14 protein-coding genes are annotated in these 19,149 nt (G+C 69.2%); 12 read left to right on the top strand and 2 right to left on the bottom strand.

Features of this window, described 5'->3' with window-relative positions:
• The first annotated feature begins 5 nt into the window (after positions 1–5).
• The 9 genes from STHE_RS17040 (at position 6) to STHE_RS16995 (ending at position 13,002) form a co-directional block, all read left to right on the top strand.
• A complete protein-coding gene (locus STHE_RS17040) occupies positions 6–1,406 on the top strand; it encodes a B12-binding domain-containing radical SAM protein (RefSeq protein WP_012873847.1) in 1,401 nt (466 codons plus the stop codon).
• On the top strand, positions 1,406–2,266 hold the full coding sequence (locus STHE_RS18340) for a class I SAM-dependent methyltransferase (RefSeq protein WP_012873846.1): 861 nt from the start codon (positions 1,406–1,408) through the stop codon (positions 2,264–2,266). The genes STHE_RS17040 and STHE_RS18340 overlap by 1 nt, the downstream gene beginning before the upstream one ends.
• The gene (locus STHE_RS19285) at positions 2,263–3,963 is read left to right on the top strand and encodes a methyltransferase domain-containing protein (protein ID WP_012873845.1); all 1,701 of its coding nucleotides are present in this window, start codon (positions 2,263–2,265) and stop codon (positions 3,961–3,963) included. Before STHE_RS18340 ends, STHE_RS19285 begins: the two co-directional genes overlap by 4 nt.
• Before the next feature lie 13 nt (positions 3,964–3,976).
• Positions 3,977–5,452 carry a B12-binding domain-containing radical SAM protein gene (locus STHE_RS17020; RefSeq protein WP_012873844.1) on the top strand — a complete coding sequence of 492 codons (1,476 nt, stop codon included), beginning with the start codon at positions 3,977–3,979 and terminating at the stop codon, positions 5,450–5,452.
• Between the two features lie 316 nt (positions 5,453–5,768).
• Positions 5,769–5,978 (top strand): hypothetical protein, encoded by a 210-nt coding sequence (locus STHE_RS17015; RefSeq protein ID WP_012873843.1) that lies wholly within the window; start codon positions 5,769–5,771, stop codon positions 5,976–5,978.
• A 38-nt stretch (positions 5,979–6,016) separates the two neighbouring features.
• On the top strand, positions 6,017–6,919 hold the full coding sequence (locus STHE_RS17010; protein ID WP_012873842.1) for a polyprenyl synthetase family protein: 903 nt from the start codon (positions 6,017–6,019) through the stop codon (positions 6,917–6,919).
• A 3-nt stretch (positions 6,920–6,922) separates the two neighbouring features.
• On the top strand, positions 6,923–10,264 hold the full coding sequence (locus STHE_RS18335; protein ID WP_012873841.1) for a diguanylate cyclase: 3,342 nt from the start codon (positions 6,923–6,925) through the stop codon (positions 10,262–10,264).
• A gap of 167 nt (positions 10,265–10,431) precedes the next feature.
• Complete coding sequence (locus STHE_RS17000; protein WP_012873840.1) at positions 10,432–11,709, top strand: DUF6930 domain-containing protein; 1,278 nt, start codon at positions 10,432–10,434, stop codon at positions 11,707–11,709.
• Positions 11,710–11,856: 147 nt separating this feature from the next.
• A complete protein-coding gene (locus STHE_RS16995) occupies positions 11,857–13,002 on the top strand; it encodes a glycosyltransferase (protein WP_012873839.1) in 1,146 nt (381 codons plus the stop codon).
• On the opposite strand, the gene STHE_RS16990 is transcribed toward STHE_RS16995, so the two are convergent.
• Positions 12,968–14,323, bottom strand: coding sequence for a lipopolysaccharide biosynthesis protein (locus STHE_RS16990; RefSeq protein ID WP_012873838.1), 1,356 nt, complete (start codon positions 14,321–14,323; stop codon positions 12,968–12,970). The two genes, STHE_RS16995 and STHE_RS16990, sit on opposite strands and share 35 nt — an antisense overlap.
• 110 nt (positions 14,324–14,433) lie before the next feature.
• Positions 14,434–15,675, bottom strand: a complete 1,242-nt coding sequence (locus tag STHE_RS16985; protein WP_012873837.1) for a M20 family metallo-hydrolase — start codon at positions 15,673–15,675, stop codon at positions 14,434–14,436.
• 107 nt (positions 15,676–15,782) lie between these two features.
• Here STHE_RS16985 and STHE_RS16980 point away from each other — a divergent pair, with 107 nt between their 5' ends.
• The 3 genes from STHE_RS16980 (at position 15,783) to STHE_RS16970 (ending at position 19,036) form a co-directional block, all read left to right on the top strand.
• Positions 15,783–16,541 carry a Crp/Fnr family transcriptional regulator gene (locus tag STHE_RS16980; protein WP_012873836.1) on the top strand — a complete coding sequence of 253 codons (759 nt, stop codon included), beginning with the start codon at positions 15,783–15,785 and terminating at the stop codon, positions 16,539–16,541.
• Between the two features lie 354 nt (positions 16,542–16,895).
• The gene (locus tag STHE_RS16975) at positions 16,896–17,123 is read left to right on the top strand and encodes a heavy-metal-associated domain-containing protein (RefSeq protein WP_012873835.1); all 228 of its coding nucleotides are present in this window, start codon (positions 16,896–16,898) and stop codon (positions 17,121–17,123) included.
• A 5-nt stretch (positions 17,124–17,128) separates the two neighbouring features.
• On the top strand, positions 17,129–19,036 hold the full coding sequence (locus STHE_RS16970) for a heavy metal translocating P-type ATPase (RefSeq protein WP_041400821.1): 1,908 nt from the start codon (positions 17,129–17,131) through the stop codon (positions 19,034–19,036).
• Positions 19,037–19,149 lie beyond the last annotated feature (113 nt).

Below are 19,149 nucleotides of genomic sequence, written 5' to 3'. Positions count from 1 at the left end.
GCACCATGGATATCCTGCTGACCCACGGCTATTTCCTCTTCCAGGACCCGCACGAGTTGCAGGTCATGAAGCCCTACCCCACCCTCGGCATCCTCTACATCTCGGCCTACCTGAAGTCGCGCGGGTTCGACGTGAAGGTGTTCGACTCCACCTTCAGCAGCCCCGAAGAGCAGCGCGCGTACCTGGAGCGGGAGCGGCCGCCCGTCGTCGGCGTGTACGCCAACCTGATGACCCGCCCGCGGGTCATCCAGACGATGAAGGCGGCCAAGGCGGTCGGCGCCACGGTCATCGCCGGTGGGCCGGAGCCGGCCAACTACCCGGAGGAGTACCTCGCGCGCGGGGCCGACGTGGTGGTCATTGGCGAGGGCGAACTGACGCTCGAGGAGTTGCTGCCGCACCTGGCCCGCTACGGGCCGAACGGTATGGAGCACATCCAGGGCATCGTCTACCGCAACGGGGACGGCCAACTGGTCCGCACCGAGCCGCGGCCATACATTCCCAAACTGGACGAGCTCCCCTTCCCCGACCGCGCGGCGATCGACATCCCGCGCTACGTGCGCACCTGGCGTGAGCACCACGGGCTCGGCTCGGTGTCGCTCATCACCGCCCGGGGCTGCCCCTACACCTGTACCTGGTGCAGCCACGCTGTCTACGGCTACAGCCACCGGCGCCGCTCTCCGGAGAACGTCGCCGACGAGCTGGAACACATCATCGAGACCTACCAGCCCGACATGGTCTGGTACGCCGACGACGTCTTCACCATCCACAAGGGCTGGTTCTTCCGCTACGCCGCCGAGCTCAAGCGCCGGGGTATCAACATCCCGTTCGAGACGATCTCGCGCGAGGACCGGCTGAACGAGGAGATCATCCGCACCCTCAAGGAGATGGGCGCCTTCCGCATCTGGATCGGCGCCGAGTCCGGCTCGCAGCGCATCCTCGACGCCATGCGACGGCGCACCAAGGCCGAGCGGGTGCGGGAGATGGTGCATCTGCTCCAGCGCCACGGCATCGAGGCAGGCATGTTCATCATGCTCGGCTACGAGGGGGAGGAGATGCCCGACCTGGAGGCTACGGTCGAGCACCTGAAGGCGTCCAACCCCGACGTGTTCCTCACGACCGTCGCCTACCCGATCAAGAACACGCCGTACTACGAGATGGTCAAGGACCGCATCATCCCGCTCAGGCCATGGGACGAAGGGTCCGACCGGGACTTCACCGTGGCCGGGCGCCACTCGCGCCGCTTCTACCAATTCGCCACGCGCTGGATGGTCAACGAGGTAGCGGCGCACCGGGAGCGCCAGCAGGCGCAGCCCGATTACCGGCGCCTCGCCAAGGCGATGGTCAATGCACGCATCGGCCGGCTGGGGATGCTGGTAACCCAGCACGAGGTAGAGCGAGGGCAGTGATGGCTGCGCCCGCCGCACCCTTCGACGCCGCAGCCCCGAGCTACGACGCGGTCTTCACGCACCGCACGCTCGGGCGTCTCCTGCGGGCCGCCGTCTGGGAGCACCTTGACGCCGCCTTCCACCCGGGCGACCGCGTCCTCGACCTGGGCTGCGGCACCGGCGAGGACGCCGTGCGCCTGGCTCAGCGCGGTATCGACGTGCTCGCGACCGATGTCTCGGCCGGGATGATTGCCGTGGCACGCGAGAAGGCGGCGGACGCCGGGGTCGCCGAGCGTGTCCATCTCGCTCAGGTCGACCTACGTGAGCACCCGCTGTCGCTGCCCGCGTCCTGGCGGGGGCCGGACGGCATCGACGGCTCCTTCTCGTCGTTCGGCGCGCTCAACTGCCTGCCCGACCGGCGACGGCTCGCGTCCACCCTCGCCGCCTGGATCCGGCCGGGTGGGCGGCTGGTCTTGGTGCTGATGGGGCCGCTCTGCCCCTGGGAGATCGGCTGGCACATGGCGCGCGGCCAGCCGCGGCGCGCGGTCCGGCGCCTGACTGCAGGCCGGGACGGCACCCTGGCCCACACGGGCGGCGGGACCTCCGTGCGTGTCTGGTATCCCACGCCCCGTCGGCTGCGCGCCGAGTTTGCCCCCGCTTTCCGGCATGTCCGCACCGTCGGTATCGGCGTCCTGCTCCCGCCCTCGTATCTAGCCGGGCTGGTGGAGTGCCAGCCACGCGCGTTCACCCGGCTGGCCGCCCTCGAGCGCCGCATCGCCGGCCGGTTCCCCTGGCCCTGGCTCGCCGACCACTACCTGATGGTGCTGGAGCGGCGGTGCGCTCCAGCGGCTACGGGGCTGGACCGGGAGGATCAAGCATGATTGCGGGCGAGCAAGCAACGACTGCCTCGCGGATCAGCGACCTCACCCTCGCCTGCCCCCGCTGCCGCGCGCCGCTGGTACCGGACGGGGACGACGCCGTTCGCTGCCTCGTCGAGGGAGACCGCTTCCCGAACGAGGACGGGATCTGGCGCTTCCTGTTGCCCGAGCGCGAGGCGCGCTTCGCCCAGTTCATGGCCGAGTACGCCGCCGTGCGCCGTGCGGAGGGTCGCGGCGACGACGACCCCAGCTTCTACCGCGCCCTCCCCTTCCACGACCTGACCGGCCGGTTCGTGGACGACTGGCGCATCCGCGCCGTCAGCTACCAGGCGCTCGTCAACCGCGTCCTCCCGCCCCTGGAGACCCGGTGGCGCCGACCGCTGCGCATCCTCGACCTCGGCGCGGGCAACTGCTGGCTCAGCTACCGCCTGGCGCGCCGCGGGCATACCGTCGTGGCCGTGGACCTCCTCACCGACCTGCGCGACGGCCTCGGAGCTTATGTCCACTACGACGCGGTCTTTACGCCGGTCCAGGCCGAGTTCGACCGCCTGCCCTTCGCCGACGGCCAGGCCGACCTCGTCATCTTCAACGCGTCGCTCCACTACTCCCCGGACTACGCGACGACGCTGCCGGAGGTGCTGCGCGTGCTGGGGCCGGACGGGCAGGTCGTTATCCTCGACTCGCCGGTCTACCGGGATGCACGCAGCGGCGAGCAGATGCTGCGGGAACGGGAGGCCGACTTCAAGCGTCGCTTCGGCTTCCCCTCCAACAGCCTACCGAGCGAGGGGTTCCTGACCGTCGCTCGGCTCGACTCGCTCGCGGCCGCGCTCGGACTCCGCTGGCGCACCCACGAGCCATGGTACGGCTGGCACTGGGCGCTCCGACACTGGAAGGCCCGGCTCCGGGGCCGCCGCGAACCGGCCCGGTTCCTCGTGATTACCGGGGAGCGCGCCGAACCGTTGCCTGGTGGTCCGCCGGTCGCCCGCCACAGCCGCGCGACCCGCGCGCTCTGGCGCCGCTGGCTACGCTGGCGCGCACGCCTCCTCGGCTGGGACCGCTTCGACCGCGCACGCCTGGAGCGCGTCGCGGGCCGCGACATCGTCGTCCTGCCCGGCGTCTTCAACCCGGTGCTCTTCCGCACCGGTGCGTACCTGGCCAAGGTGGCGGAAAGCTTCGTCCCACTCGGCGGCAGCGTGCTCGACCTCGGCACCGGCTCCGGCGTGGGCGCGATCGTCGCCGCCCGCCGCGCGGCGCGGGTCGTCGCCGTCGACATCAACCCTGCCGCCGTGCGCTGCGCCCAGATCAACGCTGCCTCCAACGGAGTCAATGACCGAGTCGAGGTGCGACAGGGTGACCTCTTCGCCCCGGTCGCGGGCGAGCGTTTCGACCTCGTGCTGTTCAACCCGCCCTTCTACCGGGGCACGCCGCGCGACGACGCCGATCGAGCGTGGCGCTCTGAGGACGTCGCCGAGCGCTTCGCCGCCGGGCTGGCGGCGCACCTGGCACCGGGGGCCAGTGCCCTCGTGATCCTCTCGTCCGATGGCGACGCACCCGGTTTCCTCCGTGCCGCGGCCAGCGCGGGTCTGGCGATCGAGGTGATCGCCGAGCGGGACCTCGTCAACGAGGTGCTACGGATTTACCGGATTACCGCACCGCAATCGTCTCCCCTCTCCCCAGACGGCGAGAGGGGTCCAGGGTAAGGGCTGGGAACCGATGCTGATCCTCTACAACCCTCCCAGCAACGCCCGGCGCAAGCCGGTGCTCCCGATGTCTCTCCTGGCCCTCGGCGCTCTGTTGGAGGGCCGCTACGACTACCAGATCGTCGACGGCAACCTCGAGCCCGACCCGGAGGCCGCCCTGGACCGCGCCATCCGCGAGACCGGGGCGCGCGTCCTCGGCGTCACGGTCATGCCGGGTCCGCAGCTCAGCCACGCGGTCCCCCTCTGCCGCCGGATCAAAGCCCGGCATCCGGGGCTGACCATCGTCTGGGGCGGCTACTTCCCGACCCAGCACTACGAGGTCTGCCTGCGCGCCGAGTTCGTCGACTACGTCGTCCGCGGGCACGGCGAGGTGACCTTCGTCGCCCTCCTCGACGCACTCCACGACGGCACCAATCCGTCCACGATTCCCGGCCTCGCCTATCGCCACCCCGAGAGCGGGGAGATCGTCACGACCGGGATGCCGCCGATCCCCCACCCCGACCGGCTCCCCGACTATCCCTACCAGCGCGTGGAGATGGCGCGCTACGTCCGCCCCACCTTCCTCGGCCGCCGCACGCTGCCACACCACTCCAGCTACGGCTGCCCCTTCTTCTGCAACTTCTGCGCGGTGGTCAATATGGTGAACGGCCGCTGGTTCGCCCAGTCGGCCGAGCGCACCGCGTCGGTCGCCAGCCGGCTGGTGGAGGAATGGGGCGTCGACGCCGTCGAGTTCTACGACAACAACTTCTTCGTCCACGAGGCGCGCACCGCCGAGTTCGCCGAGCGGATCCGGAGCCTCGGCATCGCCTGGTGGGGCGAGGGGCGCATCGACACGCTGTGGAAGTACTCCGACTGCACCTGGGAACTCATGCGCGACTCGGGCCTGCGCATGGTCTTCCTCGGCGCCGAGTCCGGATCCGATGAGACGCTACAGCGCATGAACAAGGGCAAGAGCGCCTCGACCGAGAAGACCCTCGCCATCGCCGAGAAGATGCGCCGCTACGGCATCGTGCCCGAGTTCTCCTTCGTCCTCGGCAACCCACCCGACCCGGAAGCGGACGTGCGCCAGACGCTCGACTTCATCCGCACCGTCAAGCGCGTCAACCCGGACGCCGAGATCATCTTCTACATGTACACCCCGGTGCCGCTGGCCGGAGAACTGTACGAGCAAGCCAAGGTGAGCGGCTTCCGCTTCCCCGAGACGCTGGATGAATGGATCAGTCCCGAGTGGCAGGAGTTCGCCCAGCGCCGCAGCGCGCACATGCCCTGGCTCGACGACCCCCTGCGACGTCAGGTGCATGACTTCGAGCGCGTGCTGAACGCCTACTACCCCACGATCACCGATGCCCGGCTGCGTCGCCGCTGGCGCTGGCTGCTGCGGGCCGTCAGCGCCTGGCGCTACCACCTCCGGTGGTACCGGCACCCGTGGGAACTGCAGGTGCTGCAGCGCCTGATCGCCTACCAGCGCCCAGAGACGGCGGGGTTCTGAATCCCACATCACCCCTCAAGCGCCATACACACCTCATCTTCCGGCATGCGTGGTGCGTTGTACATATCGGTCGTCGCGTCCTTCTCCACGTTTCGCGACTGGGGGAGGGGCAGGGAGTGAGCGATGAGCCGTGACGCATGTCGGCCCACATGCGCCGCAGCGCACAGCCGGCGCGGCAATTGATCAGGTCAGACAATCCTCCCCGCCGCGGAGATGACCTTTTGGTAGTAGGCAGGCTGGGAAAGTCTTGCGTACAGTTGGGTTGGATACGGTACAATAGGGGCAACGTATCCGCTTTGGTTCAAGGGAGGTTACCGTGGATCTACGAACCGTTGAGACTGTCGTGCGACGTCTTTTCACCGACGCAGAGTTCCGTGCCCGTGCGATCGAGGATTCGGCGGCGGCGCTGAGCGAGTACCGCCTGGGTGCTGCTGAGCATGCGGCGCTGAGCAAGCTCTGCCTGCAGCTCGCCAGCGGCCCCAAGTTCAACGCCGCCCCGATCGGGACGTTGGGGTGGTGGGCATAGCCCCCCTGTAGTGAACGCGCTCTAAGAAACGAGATCGTATGTGCCCGGAGCTTTTCTCACTGGTCGGTCAAGAGATTCGGACCGCCATTGATGAGAACTCCGGGCCGGATTCGTTCCGCGATCTGCTTTACCTGCCGCTCCGCCAGCCCGGAAAGGTTTTGGGGGGAGCACCGTCCCCGCGCTGGGTAATGTTGGTATGTGCAGCGTCGCGGGCAGCGGGAGGTGCACAGGCCGCGACCGCTCGAGTAGCGGCAGCAGTGGAGCTTTTTGTTGCTGCGGCCGATCTCTTCGATGAGATCGAGGATGGTGACGCTTCGGCGGTGGTCACGGCCTCCAGTCTAGGTCAGGCTGCCAACGTGGCTAGCGCGCTCTTGATGCTAGCCCAAGAGTGTCTGGCTAGGCTCGGTGGCACCGAGATCCCCGCGCATCGCGTGCCGGACTTCTGTCGAACGCTCTCCCAGTACGCGCTGAAAGCTGCGGCGGGCCAACACATGGATCTAGCTAGTGAGGGTCTCGCTTCGGTCGACGTGAATAAGGCATTTGAGATTGCCAGGAGCAAAGCAGGCGAACTTGGCGCAGTCGCCTGTCGTCTCGGAGCCATGTGCGGGACCGAGAACACGGAACTTCTGGATATCTATGCGGAGTTTGGACGCCATTTGGGCACGATGGGGCAGTTGGCTAACGACGCACAGGACGCTTTGGATACGATTACCAAGAGCGACGTCCGCCTGCAGAAGCGCACAGTGGTTCGGGCCTTCCAGGATGGCAGCAATGCTGCTCGAACCATTCCCGGCGTACTGACCGGGGAGGATCAGGGGCAGGCCGCGCTCGCATTCACCCAGGTCGTCATTGGTCTTGAACGACAAGCGGCACTGGACGCACTGGAGCGCCTCGCACAACGAGGGCAGTGCATTAGTGAGCTCCGAGAACTGGTAGGCTGACCCGTGAAGTGGACACCGAGCCGCGACAAGGTGGGCACAGCCATCGTGAATTTCAACCTCAGGCACCGGCTTTGGATCGCGGGCGGTTGTCTCTCCGCGTACCTCATCGTGCTGTTCCTCGTGATGTGGAACACGTCGGAGCCGCCCCGGCTTGGTCTGTCCGTTGCCTGGGACACGACCACCAGTGAATGGCGCGTGACACGGGTTTCTCCGATCAGTCCCGCATCGGAACTTCCCATCCAGCCCGGCGACAGCGTGATCGGGGTTGACGGGACCGGGCTGACGACTGGGGAGCCATCCGAAGCGCTGGCCATCGAGCAGTCGTCGCGCGTAGAGATCCAACCTGCAGCAGGAACGGAGCCGTTTGTCGCAGATGCGGCCACGCGCGCACCGAACCGCGTTTCCTTTGCCATTATCAGCGCGAGTGCGGTCCTCCTGGGGTTGATAGCCTTCCTCTACGGGCGAGGGACAGCGCCCTTCGCGCTTGCCCTGGTCTGTTATGCCGGCGCCATTGAGATCATCGTAAGTGTCGCCGGATACTGGCAATGGCGGCCGGCGCTGGTGCTCCATGGGATCTTCTTGCCGTTAGCTCTGAGCAGCGTCGCCTACCTTTCGCTTGTTTTCCCCGTCAACCGACGTGTGTTCGTCGGTGGACGGAGCGTTTCGCCGAGTGTGGTTCCGATTTCATCTCTGCCGGTATCGGCCCTGTTCGTCGCTACGACGGCGGTGAATTCCAATGTCTATTTCCAACTGCAACCGATTTTCTATGCGTACTACGGCGCTTGTCTCGCCATAGCAGCGACCGCTTTTCTGTATAGCTGGTGGAAGTCAAGGGCTGGACGGGAGCGAGTCCAACTCCGAATCGTCATGCTGGGGAGCGTGATCGCCGTTGCCCCGTTCCTCACGTTGAGTCTGATCCCTCGGCTGGTACTCGGCCGGGACATCGTGTCGCCTGAGGTGACCCTCCACGCACTCATCTTGCTCCCCGCTTCCTTCGCTTACGCCATCCTGCGCTACCAGATCATGGACTTGCGGCTCTACATCCGGCGCGGGGTGGTCTACTCGACCCTGGTGGCACTCATCACCGGCGCCTACGCGCTGCTCCTCTTCGCGGCCACCCTGTTCGCCAAGGACCAGACCGGCGCCAGCAGCGTCGTCGCTGTGGCGATCATGAGCGCCGTCTTCGCCCTCGGTGGCGATCGCCTGCGCCACGCGGTGCAGCGCCAGATTGACCGGCTCTTCGACCGCCGCAGCTACGACTACCGACAGCAACTCCTGGAGTTCAGCCAGCGCATGAACGGCATCCTGGATCCGGATGAGCTGGCCGACTCCACTGTGCAGTTGATCTCCCAGACGATGGGCGCCACCCACGTCCGGCTCTACCTCTACGACCCGGCAATGCGCTCCTACCACCTCTGGACCTGGGTCGGCATTGAGCCTGACCCGGAAGACCAGACCCTCGGCCCGCACCACTCGGTGGTGGAGGCCGTGCAGGAGGCGGAAGGTCCGGTGCAGAACCTGGACGTGGATCCGGCCGACGAAGCCTTGATCGTCCCGTTGATCAACAAGGGTCAGGCTGTGGCGTTGCTCACGTTGGGCCCGAAGCGGGTGGATCTCCCCTACACCAGCGAGGACCAGGCGCTGCTGAGCACCGTCGCCAACCAGCTCGCCATCGCGACCGAGAACGCTCAGCTCTACGGCCGCATGCGCGATCTCTACCTCTCCGGTATCCGTACGCTGGCGGCGACGGTCGACGCCAAGGATTCCTACACGCGCGGCCACTCGGAGCGCGTGGCGGCCTACGCCCGCGCCATCGCCGTCGAGCTGGGTCTGCCGCAGCTTGAGGTCGAGACGATCGAGCTGGCCGGCCTGTTGCACGACATCGGCAAGATCGGCGTGCCCGACCTGGTGCTGCAGAAGCCCGGGCGCCTCGACCCCGACGAGCGCGCACTCATCATGGAGCACGCGGCCCTTGGGGCGAAGATCCTTGCGGACAACCTCGCCCTGATGCCGCTGGTGCCCCTCGTGCGGCACCACCATGAGTGGTACGACGGCAGCGGGTACCCCGATGGGTTGAGCGGCGACGACATCCCGCTCGGGGCAGCGATCATCGCCGTCGCGGACACCTACGACACCATGACGACCGACCGGCCGTACCGCAAGGCTCCGGGGCGCGAACCGGCACGGGCTGAGATCCTGCGCTGCAGCGGCACCCAGTTCAACCCGCGCGTCGTTGCCGCCTTCCTGCGGACGCTCGACCGGGGCGACTGGCCGGAGCATCCCCAGCAGAACGTCTCCCCGGTGGTACTGCCGAACCGCGACCCGATGGCCGGGCGCATCACCGCGGTCGACGCCCGGGCAATGCACATCGTCTACAAGGTCGCTCAGATGATCGGTGGTGTAACCGACCTCAGCGCCTTCATCACCGACGTCACCGACCTCCTCCGACGCGAGATCGGCGTCGGCCACCTGGAGCTCTACCTGGTCGATCCGGAGACGGGCGACCTCCTCGGACAGACGCCGGGACCGGGTGCCGTCACCGGGGTCCGCGTCCCTGCCGGTCAGGGGCTGGTCGGCTGGGTGGCGCGCTACCAGACGCCGGCGCGTGTCGCCGATACCCACAACGACGTTCGTACCATGAGCATGGCGACTTCGCCGATGCGCTCGGCGCTGGCGGTGCCGCTCGCGATTGACGGTCGTACCATCGGGGTGATCAGCCTCGAGAGCCGCCGCGTGGGCGTCTTCACCGAGAACGACGAGGCGCTCCTGACGATCATCGCCCAGCAACTGGCGCAGGTCATCGAGGTGGCGCAACTGCACGATCAGGTCAAGCGCAGTGCCATGCTCGACAGCCTGACCGGCGTCGCGAACCACCGGACGCTCTACGAGCGGCTGGAGGAGGCGCTCAACGCCGCGAAGGCGAACGATGAACCGCTGGCCGTCATCATGATCGACGTCGACGGGCTAAAGGCCACCAACGACACGCACGGCCACATCACGGGCGACGCCGCCCTGCGCGCGATCGCCGCGACGCTGCGGCATGAGTGCCGCCGCCAGGACACGGTCGCACGCTGCGGCGGCGATGAGTTCGCCATCATCCTCCCCGGGATGGACCAGGCCGAGGCCGTGCGCTTCGGCGACCGTCTGATTGAGGCCATCGCCTCCGGCACGTTCGAGGCAAACGGCCGGACGCTGCCGTTACCGTCGATCTCGCTCGGCGCGGCTGCGTACCCTGCCGACGGTGACCGGCCGGTCGAGCTGATCACCGTGGCCGACCAGCGCATGTACCGCCACAAGGCCGCGCGGCCCACAGTTCCGCGATCCTGGTCCCTCTACGCCAGCTGATTCCTCACGCGGATCACCTGCACGTTCGGGTTGCGCGGCACGGATTCCGCACGCATGATGGACATGCGGCGCAATGGCGCGCTGCCGTCCCCGCTCCGTCGCGGCCAGTTGCGTATCCCCTTGGGCCACCCTCATCCGCCATCCGAATCAGGAAGTGAGGCTCTCCAGTGCCACAGTCCAAGCAGCCCGCCACCATCAAGCGCCTGACACAACTCGCCCGTCAACCGAGCCTGGTCATCGAGGGTGGCGTCCGGCCACTCGGCGTCTGGTTCCGCGAAGGCGGAGAGACGCTGCAGCCGTTCGTCGCGATCTGGGTCGATGCTGCAACCGGCTACGTCCGTGCGAGCCGGTTGATCAGCCCGAAGGAGACGACCGACGCCGGGCGCAGCCAGGCGCTGGACGTGCTGGTGGAGGCGATGCACTCCCCGAACCAGCCCCTGAGCGGCCGCACACCGCAGCGCGGCCGCCCGGCGAAGGTGGTCGTCGACGATCCGGAGCTGGCAGCGGCTGCCCGGTCCCTGCTCGCTCCAGCCGATGTCCCGGTGGAGCTGGCGGCGCATCTGCCCCGATTCGAGGACGCCTACGCCGCGCTCTCGGACGCCATGGACGCTGACCTGAGCCAGGGACCGCCGGAGCCCTTCACGTGGGACATCGCGGAGCGCGTCCTCCCCCCGCTCTATCAGGCCGCCGCGCGCTGCGCCCGGCAAGCCCCCTGGGAGCTCCTCCCCGACTTCCCACCTGTCGCCATCGACCTCGGTGAGTACGGCCCCGCGCCGGGGGTCGAGCGCGTCTACGCCAGTGTGCTCGGCGGTGCCGGGGTGATGACGGGCGTCGCCTGCTACTTCGCCATGGACGACCTGGAGGCCATGATGAACGCAGGTCAGGCAGCGATGGCGGACGACGACATGGTGGATGAAGCCATCGCCTTCATGCGCCAGCTCGGCGCACCGTTGGACGACCTGCCACCCGAGGCCGTCCGCGAGCTGGTCCGAGACATGCTGCCGCCCGGCACCGTTCCCGGCTCCAATCCCGCGGACCTCATCCGTGACAGTCTCATCTGCTTCTACGAGACACCCGACGAGGTCGACCCCACCTATGTCGAGTGGATCCAGGCGCGCAGGCTCAAGCTCGCCAACCAACTCATGATCCCGGCATTCCACCGGGTAACCACAGGGACGCTTGAGGCGCGACCGTTGAACGAGCGCGAGGCCGTTGCATTCACGCTCGTGCTCGGCGGTCTGGCCCGCTTCACCAGCCGGTTCCTGGACGAACTGGAGGTGATGGAGGGTCCGGAGCCGCTGATCTTCCGGCCCTACGTCGAGGGCCCCGACGGCAAGGTACGGATCACCCTGCGCTACCCACCCGAGGGACAGGACTGGCCGGAACTGGAGTGGCCGGATGCCGACAGCTTCGGTCTGGATCTGTTCCCGCCACCACCCGAGTGATCCCACCGCGCACCACGCCTGAGCTGTCCCCGCCCCCCGTCCATCCCGCTGCCTCGCACGTATACCGGTGGGGCGCGATCCCGGCAATGGACGGAACCCCGGACGTCCACGTCGGGGCGCGCCCCACACGCAGGGGAGCGGGGATGGATGAAGATCGGGCTGATCCTTCCAGCATTCAGTGCCAGCGATCGAGACTGGGCGATCCCAGTGCTGCTGACGCTCGTCCGTGCCCTCGCGGCCCGGCACGACGTGCGGGTCTTCCCGCTGCGCTACCCCTTCGCGGCTCGCCCGTATGTTGTAGATCAGGCTGCGGTCTTTCCCATTGGAGGCGGCAACGCCCGCGGTGCGGCGCGGCTGCCCCTGTTGCGCCGCGCCATGGCCACCGTGGTGCGAGCGCACCACACCGAGCCGTTCGACGTGCTGCACGCCCTCTGGGCGGATGAGCCGGGCTTCGTCGCCGTCGCCGCCGGGCACCGGCTGGGCATCCCGACCGTCGTCTCACTCGCCGGGGGTGAACTGGTACACCTGCGGGACATCGGGTACGGTGGTCAGGCGAGCCGGCTCAACCGCTGGCTGGCCCGGGTGGCACTGCGACGCGCGACCCATGTCACCGCCGGGTCGACCACGCTGGCGCACCTCGCAGCGCGACACGTCCCGCACCGGAGGCCCACGCTGCTGCCGCTCGGGGTCGACACCGAGCTCTTCACCCCGGCCGCGACCCCGAGCCGGAGCGACGGACCCCGCCTGCTCCATGTCGCCTCGCTGGTGCCGGTCAAGGATCAGGCGACACTGCTCCGCGCCTGCTCTCTCTTGACGCGGTCCTTCCCCGGCCTCCACCTGGACATCGTTGGGGAAGGCCCGCTGCGGAGCGACCTCGACGCGCTGGGAGCCAGGCTCGGAATCGGGGACCGGATCACGTTCCGCGGTGCCGTCGCGCACGACTGCCTGCCCGCGCTCTACCGCGCGGCCGATCTGCTCGTGCTGTCATCGCGCTACGAGGCCCAGGCGATGGTGGTGCTGGAAGCTGCCGCGTGCGGACTGCCGGTCGTGGGGACCGCCGTCGGGATGCTGCCCGACCTTGGGCCGGCGGCGCGCACGGTGCCGCCGGGACACCCGGCCGCGCTGGCGGCCGCGCTGCGCGACGTGCTCGCCGACCCGGCACAACGCCACGCCATGCGTCGCGCAGCCCTGGAGGCCGTGGCGTCGCGCTACACGATGGCGCACACCGTTGCCGCCTTGGAGAAGCTCTACCAGACCCCTAGGTGCCCGTGCCCTCCCCACGACCGGGCATAGGCGCCGGGCCAGCGCTATCCGGCACCAGTGCCGACCCACGCCGCGCCAGCAGAGCGAGCGCCACCGCCACCGACACCGCCCGGGCGATCAACCGGGCGGCGATAGCCCCGCCCGGTCCGAAAACCGGGATCAGCCAGGCTCCGACACCCAGGAGCACGGCGGCGCGCAGCCCCTCGGCTCCGGCAAACACTCGCGGCCGGTCGGCGGTGATGGTCAGGAGCAGTAGCGGCGTCGCGACGATCTCGAGCAGCGTCACGATCAGCAGTCCCTGAAGGAGGGGCGCCGCTCCGCCGTAGTCCGCGCCGTACACGAGCACGATCGCCGGACGAGCCAGCGCCACGGCCGGTACCAGCGCGAGCCCGGCGGCCGAAGCGCGCAGCAGGCTGTCCCGTACGTAGCGGCGGACAGCCGGGCGCCCGCGCAGCGTCGCCGCCACCGGCAGCAACACGGTGTACAGGCTGTGGTTGACGATCTCCACCTTGCTCGCCAGGTTGGTCGCCAGCGCATACGTGCCGACGGCCGTCGGGTCGACCCAGCGGTTGACCAGTAGCAGGTCGAGCCGTGCCGCTGCGAGCCCGAACAGGCTCGCCAGCCAGAGCCACACCCCGAAGCCGAGCAGGTGCCGCGCTTCCACCCACAGCGTCGCCCACCCGGGGAGGCGCAGCGGCCAGCCCGGTCCCAGGAGGCGCCGGGCCACCACGAACGATGCCAGCGAGGTGCCGATGCCCAGAACGCCGAGCGCGGTCCCCACCGTCAGCCAGCCGAGCAGCCACAGCGCCGCTGCCAGCAGTGTCGTCAACCCGGCATTGAAGAGGAACACCAGCGAGAGTCGCCCGAAGCGCCCCGTGGCCTGGAGCAGCACGGTCACCGCGCCGCTCAACGCCGTCGCCGGCACACCCAGCACCGCCAGCCAGATGAGCGTGGCGTCGCGCGGCAGGTGCAGCGAAGCCCCGATTGGCCCAGCGGCCAGCAGCCCCACCAGGGCAGCCGTCGCCAGCGCCAGCACCATCCGGACCCAGAAGAAGGCCTGACCCCTTGCAACGGCAGCCGGTCGGTCGGCCGGCCAGACGGCAGCGATGCGGCGCACAGCCGCGTTGCTCACCCCGAAGTCGGCCACCGCTCCGGCCAGCAGGGTCACGGCGCCGAGGACGCTGAAGACGCCGAGCCCGGCCGGGCCGAGCGCGCGGGCCAGCAGCACACTGGAGACGAAGCCCAGAAGCAAGCGACCGGCGCTGCCGCCGGTCACCACCGCCCAGCCGCGCGTGATCGCATCGCCGCGCGGTGCGCGACGCGCGGTTTCAGCCAGCCAGCCCCGCAGCACCGGCCCTCCCCGTCTCGAGCGGGGCGCGGCACTGTTCCGCCTTGCCGCGCCCCCGAACGGCCCTTACCGGCACTACGCCGCGCGCGGCGCAATGGATGATCGCGGCTGTGCTAGCCCTCCCCGGTGGAGTCGAGCGCGGCGTCGAGCGCGAGCAGCGTGCCGAGCAACACCCGCGCACCGGTCACGCAGTCCTCCGGCGCGGTGTACTCCTCCGGCGAGTGGCTGATCCCGCGTCGGCTCGGCACGAAGATCATCCCCTGGCGGGTAATCGCCGCCATGCACATCGCGTCGTGCCCCGCCCCGCTCGGCATGCGCCGGTAGGCCAGTCCAAGGTCGCGGCAGGCCGTCTCGACCGCCGCCACGACCGCCGGGTCGGACACGACGGGCTCCTTGGCCGATATCCGCGCGAAGGCCGCGCCGTCCGCCTCCGCCCGCGCCTGCAGCGCCGCCTCCGCTGCGTCGAGCGTCGCCTCGTCCAGCCCGCGGATCTCCGCGGTCAGCTCCACCCGGCCGGGGATGACGTTGGATGCGCCGGGGCTGACCCGCAGCGTCCCGACCGTGCCCACAATGCCGTGGGCGACGGCGATCTCCCGCACCGCCAGCACGAAGGGCGCGGCCATGACGAGCGCGTCGCGCCGCCCATCCATCGGCGTCGTGCCCGCGTGGTTCGCCTCCCCCTCGAACACCGCGGTGTAGCGCCGGATGCCGACGATCCCCTCGACGACGCCGACCGGCACCCCGGCCTTATCGAGCACACCCCCCTGCTCGATGTGGAGCTCCACGTACGCCGCCAGGCTGCCCGCCGGCCGGGCTGCGGTAGCGACCGCCTCCGGGTCGATCCCGGCCGACCGCAGGTGCTCGGCCACTGGGCGGCCGTCCACCGCCTCATGGTGGATCGACGCCGGGTCGAACAGCCCCGCCATCGCCCGGCTGCCAAAGGTGCCGCCGCCCATCGTCGCCTCCTCGGCGACGAAGTTGATCACCTCCACCGGGTGACGCAGCCGCTGCCCCGCCGCGTGCAGCGCCCGCACGCTCGCCAGCGCCGCAATCACCCCGAGCGCCCCGTCGTACCGCCCGCCGTTGGGCACCGTGTCGGTGTGCGAACCGAGCGCGATCGGCGCCAGACCCGGCTCGCGCCCCGGATAGGTACCGATGGTGTTCCCGGCCGGGTCGCGGTGCACCTCCATCCCGGCCGCGCGCATCGCCTCCTCCACCCACTGCCGCGCTTCCAGGTCGGCCGGCGAGAAAGCGATGCGGTTGACACCCCCCTGCGGCGTCGCGCCGATACGGGCCAACGCCTCCAGGTCCCCGAGCAACCGTTCCCCGTCGATCTCCGGTCTCGTCTCAGCCACTTCGCCTCCCTTTCCCTCGGCCGGTAATCGCGGCCATGCTACGGACCGGTTCCGACCGGTGTCAATCACACGCGTGGTATCCTCAGGTACAGAAGGGAGGGCGCGCCGTGGCCGACCGTCGCCGCACCCCACTCGACCTGGAGGAGATCGAACCGCAGCTCTGCACACTCGACCTCCAGCGCCAGATCCTGCGCCAGACCCCGTTCTTCGCCGGGCTGCCTCCCGCCGAGATCGACCGCATCAGCCTGCACTTCAGTGAGCGAGGCTACCAGCCGGGAGAAACGGTCTACCTCGCCGGGGAGCCCGCCACGCGCCTCTACGTCGTCGCCGTCGGCAAGGTGAAACTGGTTCGCCCCACCCCGGCCGGGCAGAACGTCCTGCTCGACATCCTCACACCGGGCGATTTCTTCGGCAGCCTCGCCACCCTCGGCGACCGCGAGTACCCCAACACCGCAGAGGCGCAGACCGCCTGCTGCCTCCTCAGCGTCGATGCCGACCAGTTCGCAGAAATTCTCCGCGCCTATCCGACCGTGGCCCTGGCGACGCTGGAGATCGTCGCCGAGCGCCTGCGCGACGCGCACGAGGTGATCGAGCACCTGAGCGCGCACCCGGTCGAAGCACGGCTGGCGGCGACACTCCTCAAGCTGGCCGACCGGCTGGGCGAGGAGAGCGAGCACGGCCTGCTGATCCAGATGCCCCTCTCACGACAGGACCTCGCCGAGATGACCGGCACCACCACCGAAACCGCCTCGCGGGTGCTGAGCGAATTCCGCCGCGCCGGACTGATCCGAAGCGGCCGCCGCTGGGTCGCCATCACCGACCCCGCCGGCCTGGCAAAGTTCGCGGAAGCGCACGCGGTTCGATAGTTCCCCAGGAGTGCCAGTATCGTGCCGGGTGGTGGAACCATCCCAAACCGCTGTCTTGGTCTGGGGTGGGTGATGTGAAGATCTCCGCGCCGGGGCGCGTGCCCGGGGGTAAACCCCCGGGCACGGACCGAGCGGTGGGCACTCAACGCAGGTCTGTAAGTTCTGCCCCGCCCCAGCCCGCTGCAGGAGGCTTCGTCGTGTCAACCCGGCGGCTCTCAATCCCAGAGCCCCCACCGGACCACTCCCCCCAATCCCCTGCGGCTAATTGATCCGGATCATTCAGCCTTCCGACCGTCTCCCCTACGGTAGAGACCGGCGCGGGGAGTTGATTCCCCCGCGCGGGAGGACAGACAAATGAACGCCACCAAGAAGACGCTGCTGCGCAGCCAGGAGCTGAACTGCCCGTCCTGCGTCGCCAAGATCGAGAAGGCGCTGACCGCGCTCGACGGGGTGGAGAAGGCCAAGGTCCACTTCACGACGGGGCGGATCGAGGTCCACCACGACCCGACGCGCGTCAGCGGTGACGATCTGGTCAAGGCGATTCGAGCCACCGGCTACGAGGCGAAGGTAACGGCATTCTGATGGAGATGATCACGCAGCGATTCGCATGGCTTGCCAACCCGGCCACACGCCGGTTCGTGCTCACCGTGCTCAGCGGCGTGCTCATCGTCGCGTCGCTGATGCTCGGGCGGGTGGCCGCATTGGAGACGACGGGTCACGCCCTGATGGTCGCGGCGGCGGTCGTGGCCGGTGGAGACATCGCACTCCGGGCCGCCCGCGGCCTTCGCCAGCGGCAGGTCACGATCGAGTTGCTGGTGACGATCGCTGCTACCGGGGCCATCGTCATCGGCGAGTACTGGGAAGCGGCCGCGGTCACGTTTCTCTTCATGCTCGGCGCCTATCTCGAGGCGCGCACACTGAGCCGGACACGGCAGGCGTTGGGACGCCTGCTCGACCTGGCGCCGACCACTGCCCTGGTACTGCGCGACGGACAGGAGGTCGAAGTCGACCCCGGCGACGTCGTGCCCGGGGAGACAGTGCTGGTCAAGCCGGGGGCGCGCATCCCGGTGGACGGCGAGGTGCTCGACGGCCGGGCAGCGGTCGACGAGAGCGCCATCACCGGGGAGCCACTACCGGCCGAGAAGACCGCAGGCGACCCGGTCTACGCGGGGACGGTGTCGCAGAACGGTCTGCTCTGGGTCCGGGCGACCGGCATCGGCGCCGACACGACGCTGGCGCGGATCATCCACCGGGTCGAGGAGGCCCAGGAGGAAAAGGCGCCGACCCAGCGATTCATCGAGCGCTTCGCCCGCTGGTACACGCCGGCGATCATCGGCCTGGCCGCCGTCGCCTACCTCGTCTCGCGCAACGTGGAACTGGCGCTGACGCTGCTGGTCATCGGCTGCCCCGGCGCACTGGTCATTTCGACACCGGTGTCGATCGTGGCCGGGATCGGCCGCGCAGCGCAGCGGGGCATCCTGATCAAGGGGGGCGAGCACCTGGAGACGGCCGGTAAGATCTCGGCGCTGGCGCTCGACAAGACCGGCACGCTGACGGAGGGCAAGCCGCGCCTGACCGATGTCGTCGCGCTCCGGCCCGCGCTCGTCCCTGCGGGGTCGGGCGCATCGATCGCCGCTGCTGACGCCGAGGAAAGCCTCCTCCGCTGGGCCGCCATCGCCGAGGCGGGGTCCGAGCACCCGCTGGCCCGGCCGATCGTCTCTGCCGCTGCCGCGTTCGGCCCGGTGCCGCAGCCCGACGCGTTCGAGACCTACCCCGGCCGGGGTGTCTGGGCGACCCACGACGGACACACGGTCGCGGTCGGCACGCCCGATCTCATGGCGATCCTCGACGTTGCCGTCCCGCCCGAGGCACACGACCACCTGGCCCGGCTCACGTCGGAAGGCAAGACGGCAGTGCTGGTCGCGCGCGATGGGGAGACCATTGGCGTGCTCGGCATCGCCGATACTCTCCGGGACGCCGCGCCGGAGATGGTCCGCCGGCTGCGTGCGACCGGCATCCAGCGGATCGCGATGCTCACCGGCGACGACCGGCCGACGGCCGAGGCGATCGCCCGCGAGGTCGGGATCGACGAGGTCCACGCATCGCTGCTGCCGGAGCAGAAGCTGGAGCGGGTCAAGCAGATGCGCCGAGAGGGCGCGGTGGTCGCCATGGTGGGCGACGGGATCAACGACGCACCCGCGCTGGCCGCGGCAGACATCGGCATCGCGATGGGCGCGGCCGGCACCGACGTAGCCATCGAGACGGCGGACATCGCCCTGATGGCCGACGACCTGCTCAAGATCCCCGAGGCGATCCGGCTCTCGCGCGCCACGCTCCGCAACATCCGGCAGAACGTCGCGATCGCCCTGCTCACCGTGGCCGGTTTGCTTGCCGGCGTCCTGGCCGGCGAGGTCCACATGGCGGGCGGCATGTTCGTCCACCAGGCGTCGGTCCTCCTGGTCATCCTCAACGCCATGCGCCTGATGCGGGCGTGAAGCGACGGCCCCACCCCCGGCCCCTCTCCCAAGTCGGGAGAGGGGGCTAGGGGGTGAGGGCTGCCCTCTCCAGTATCATGACCCCCAACAACCGCGACACCCAGGAGGAGGCA

This window comes from Sphaerobacter thermophilus DSM 20745, from assembly GCF_000024985.1.
GTDB classification, from domain to species: domain Bacteria; phylum Chloroflexota; class Chloroflexia; order Thermomicrobiales; family Thermomicrobiaceae; genus Sphaerobacter; species Sphaerobacter thermophilus.
Note: the sequence above shows the minus strand (reverse complement) of the source record. Positions and strands in the feature narration are given on the sequence as shown.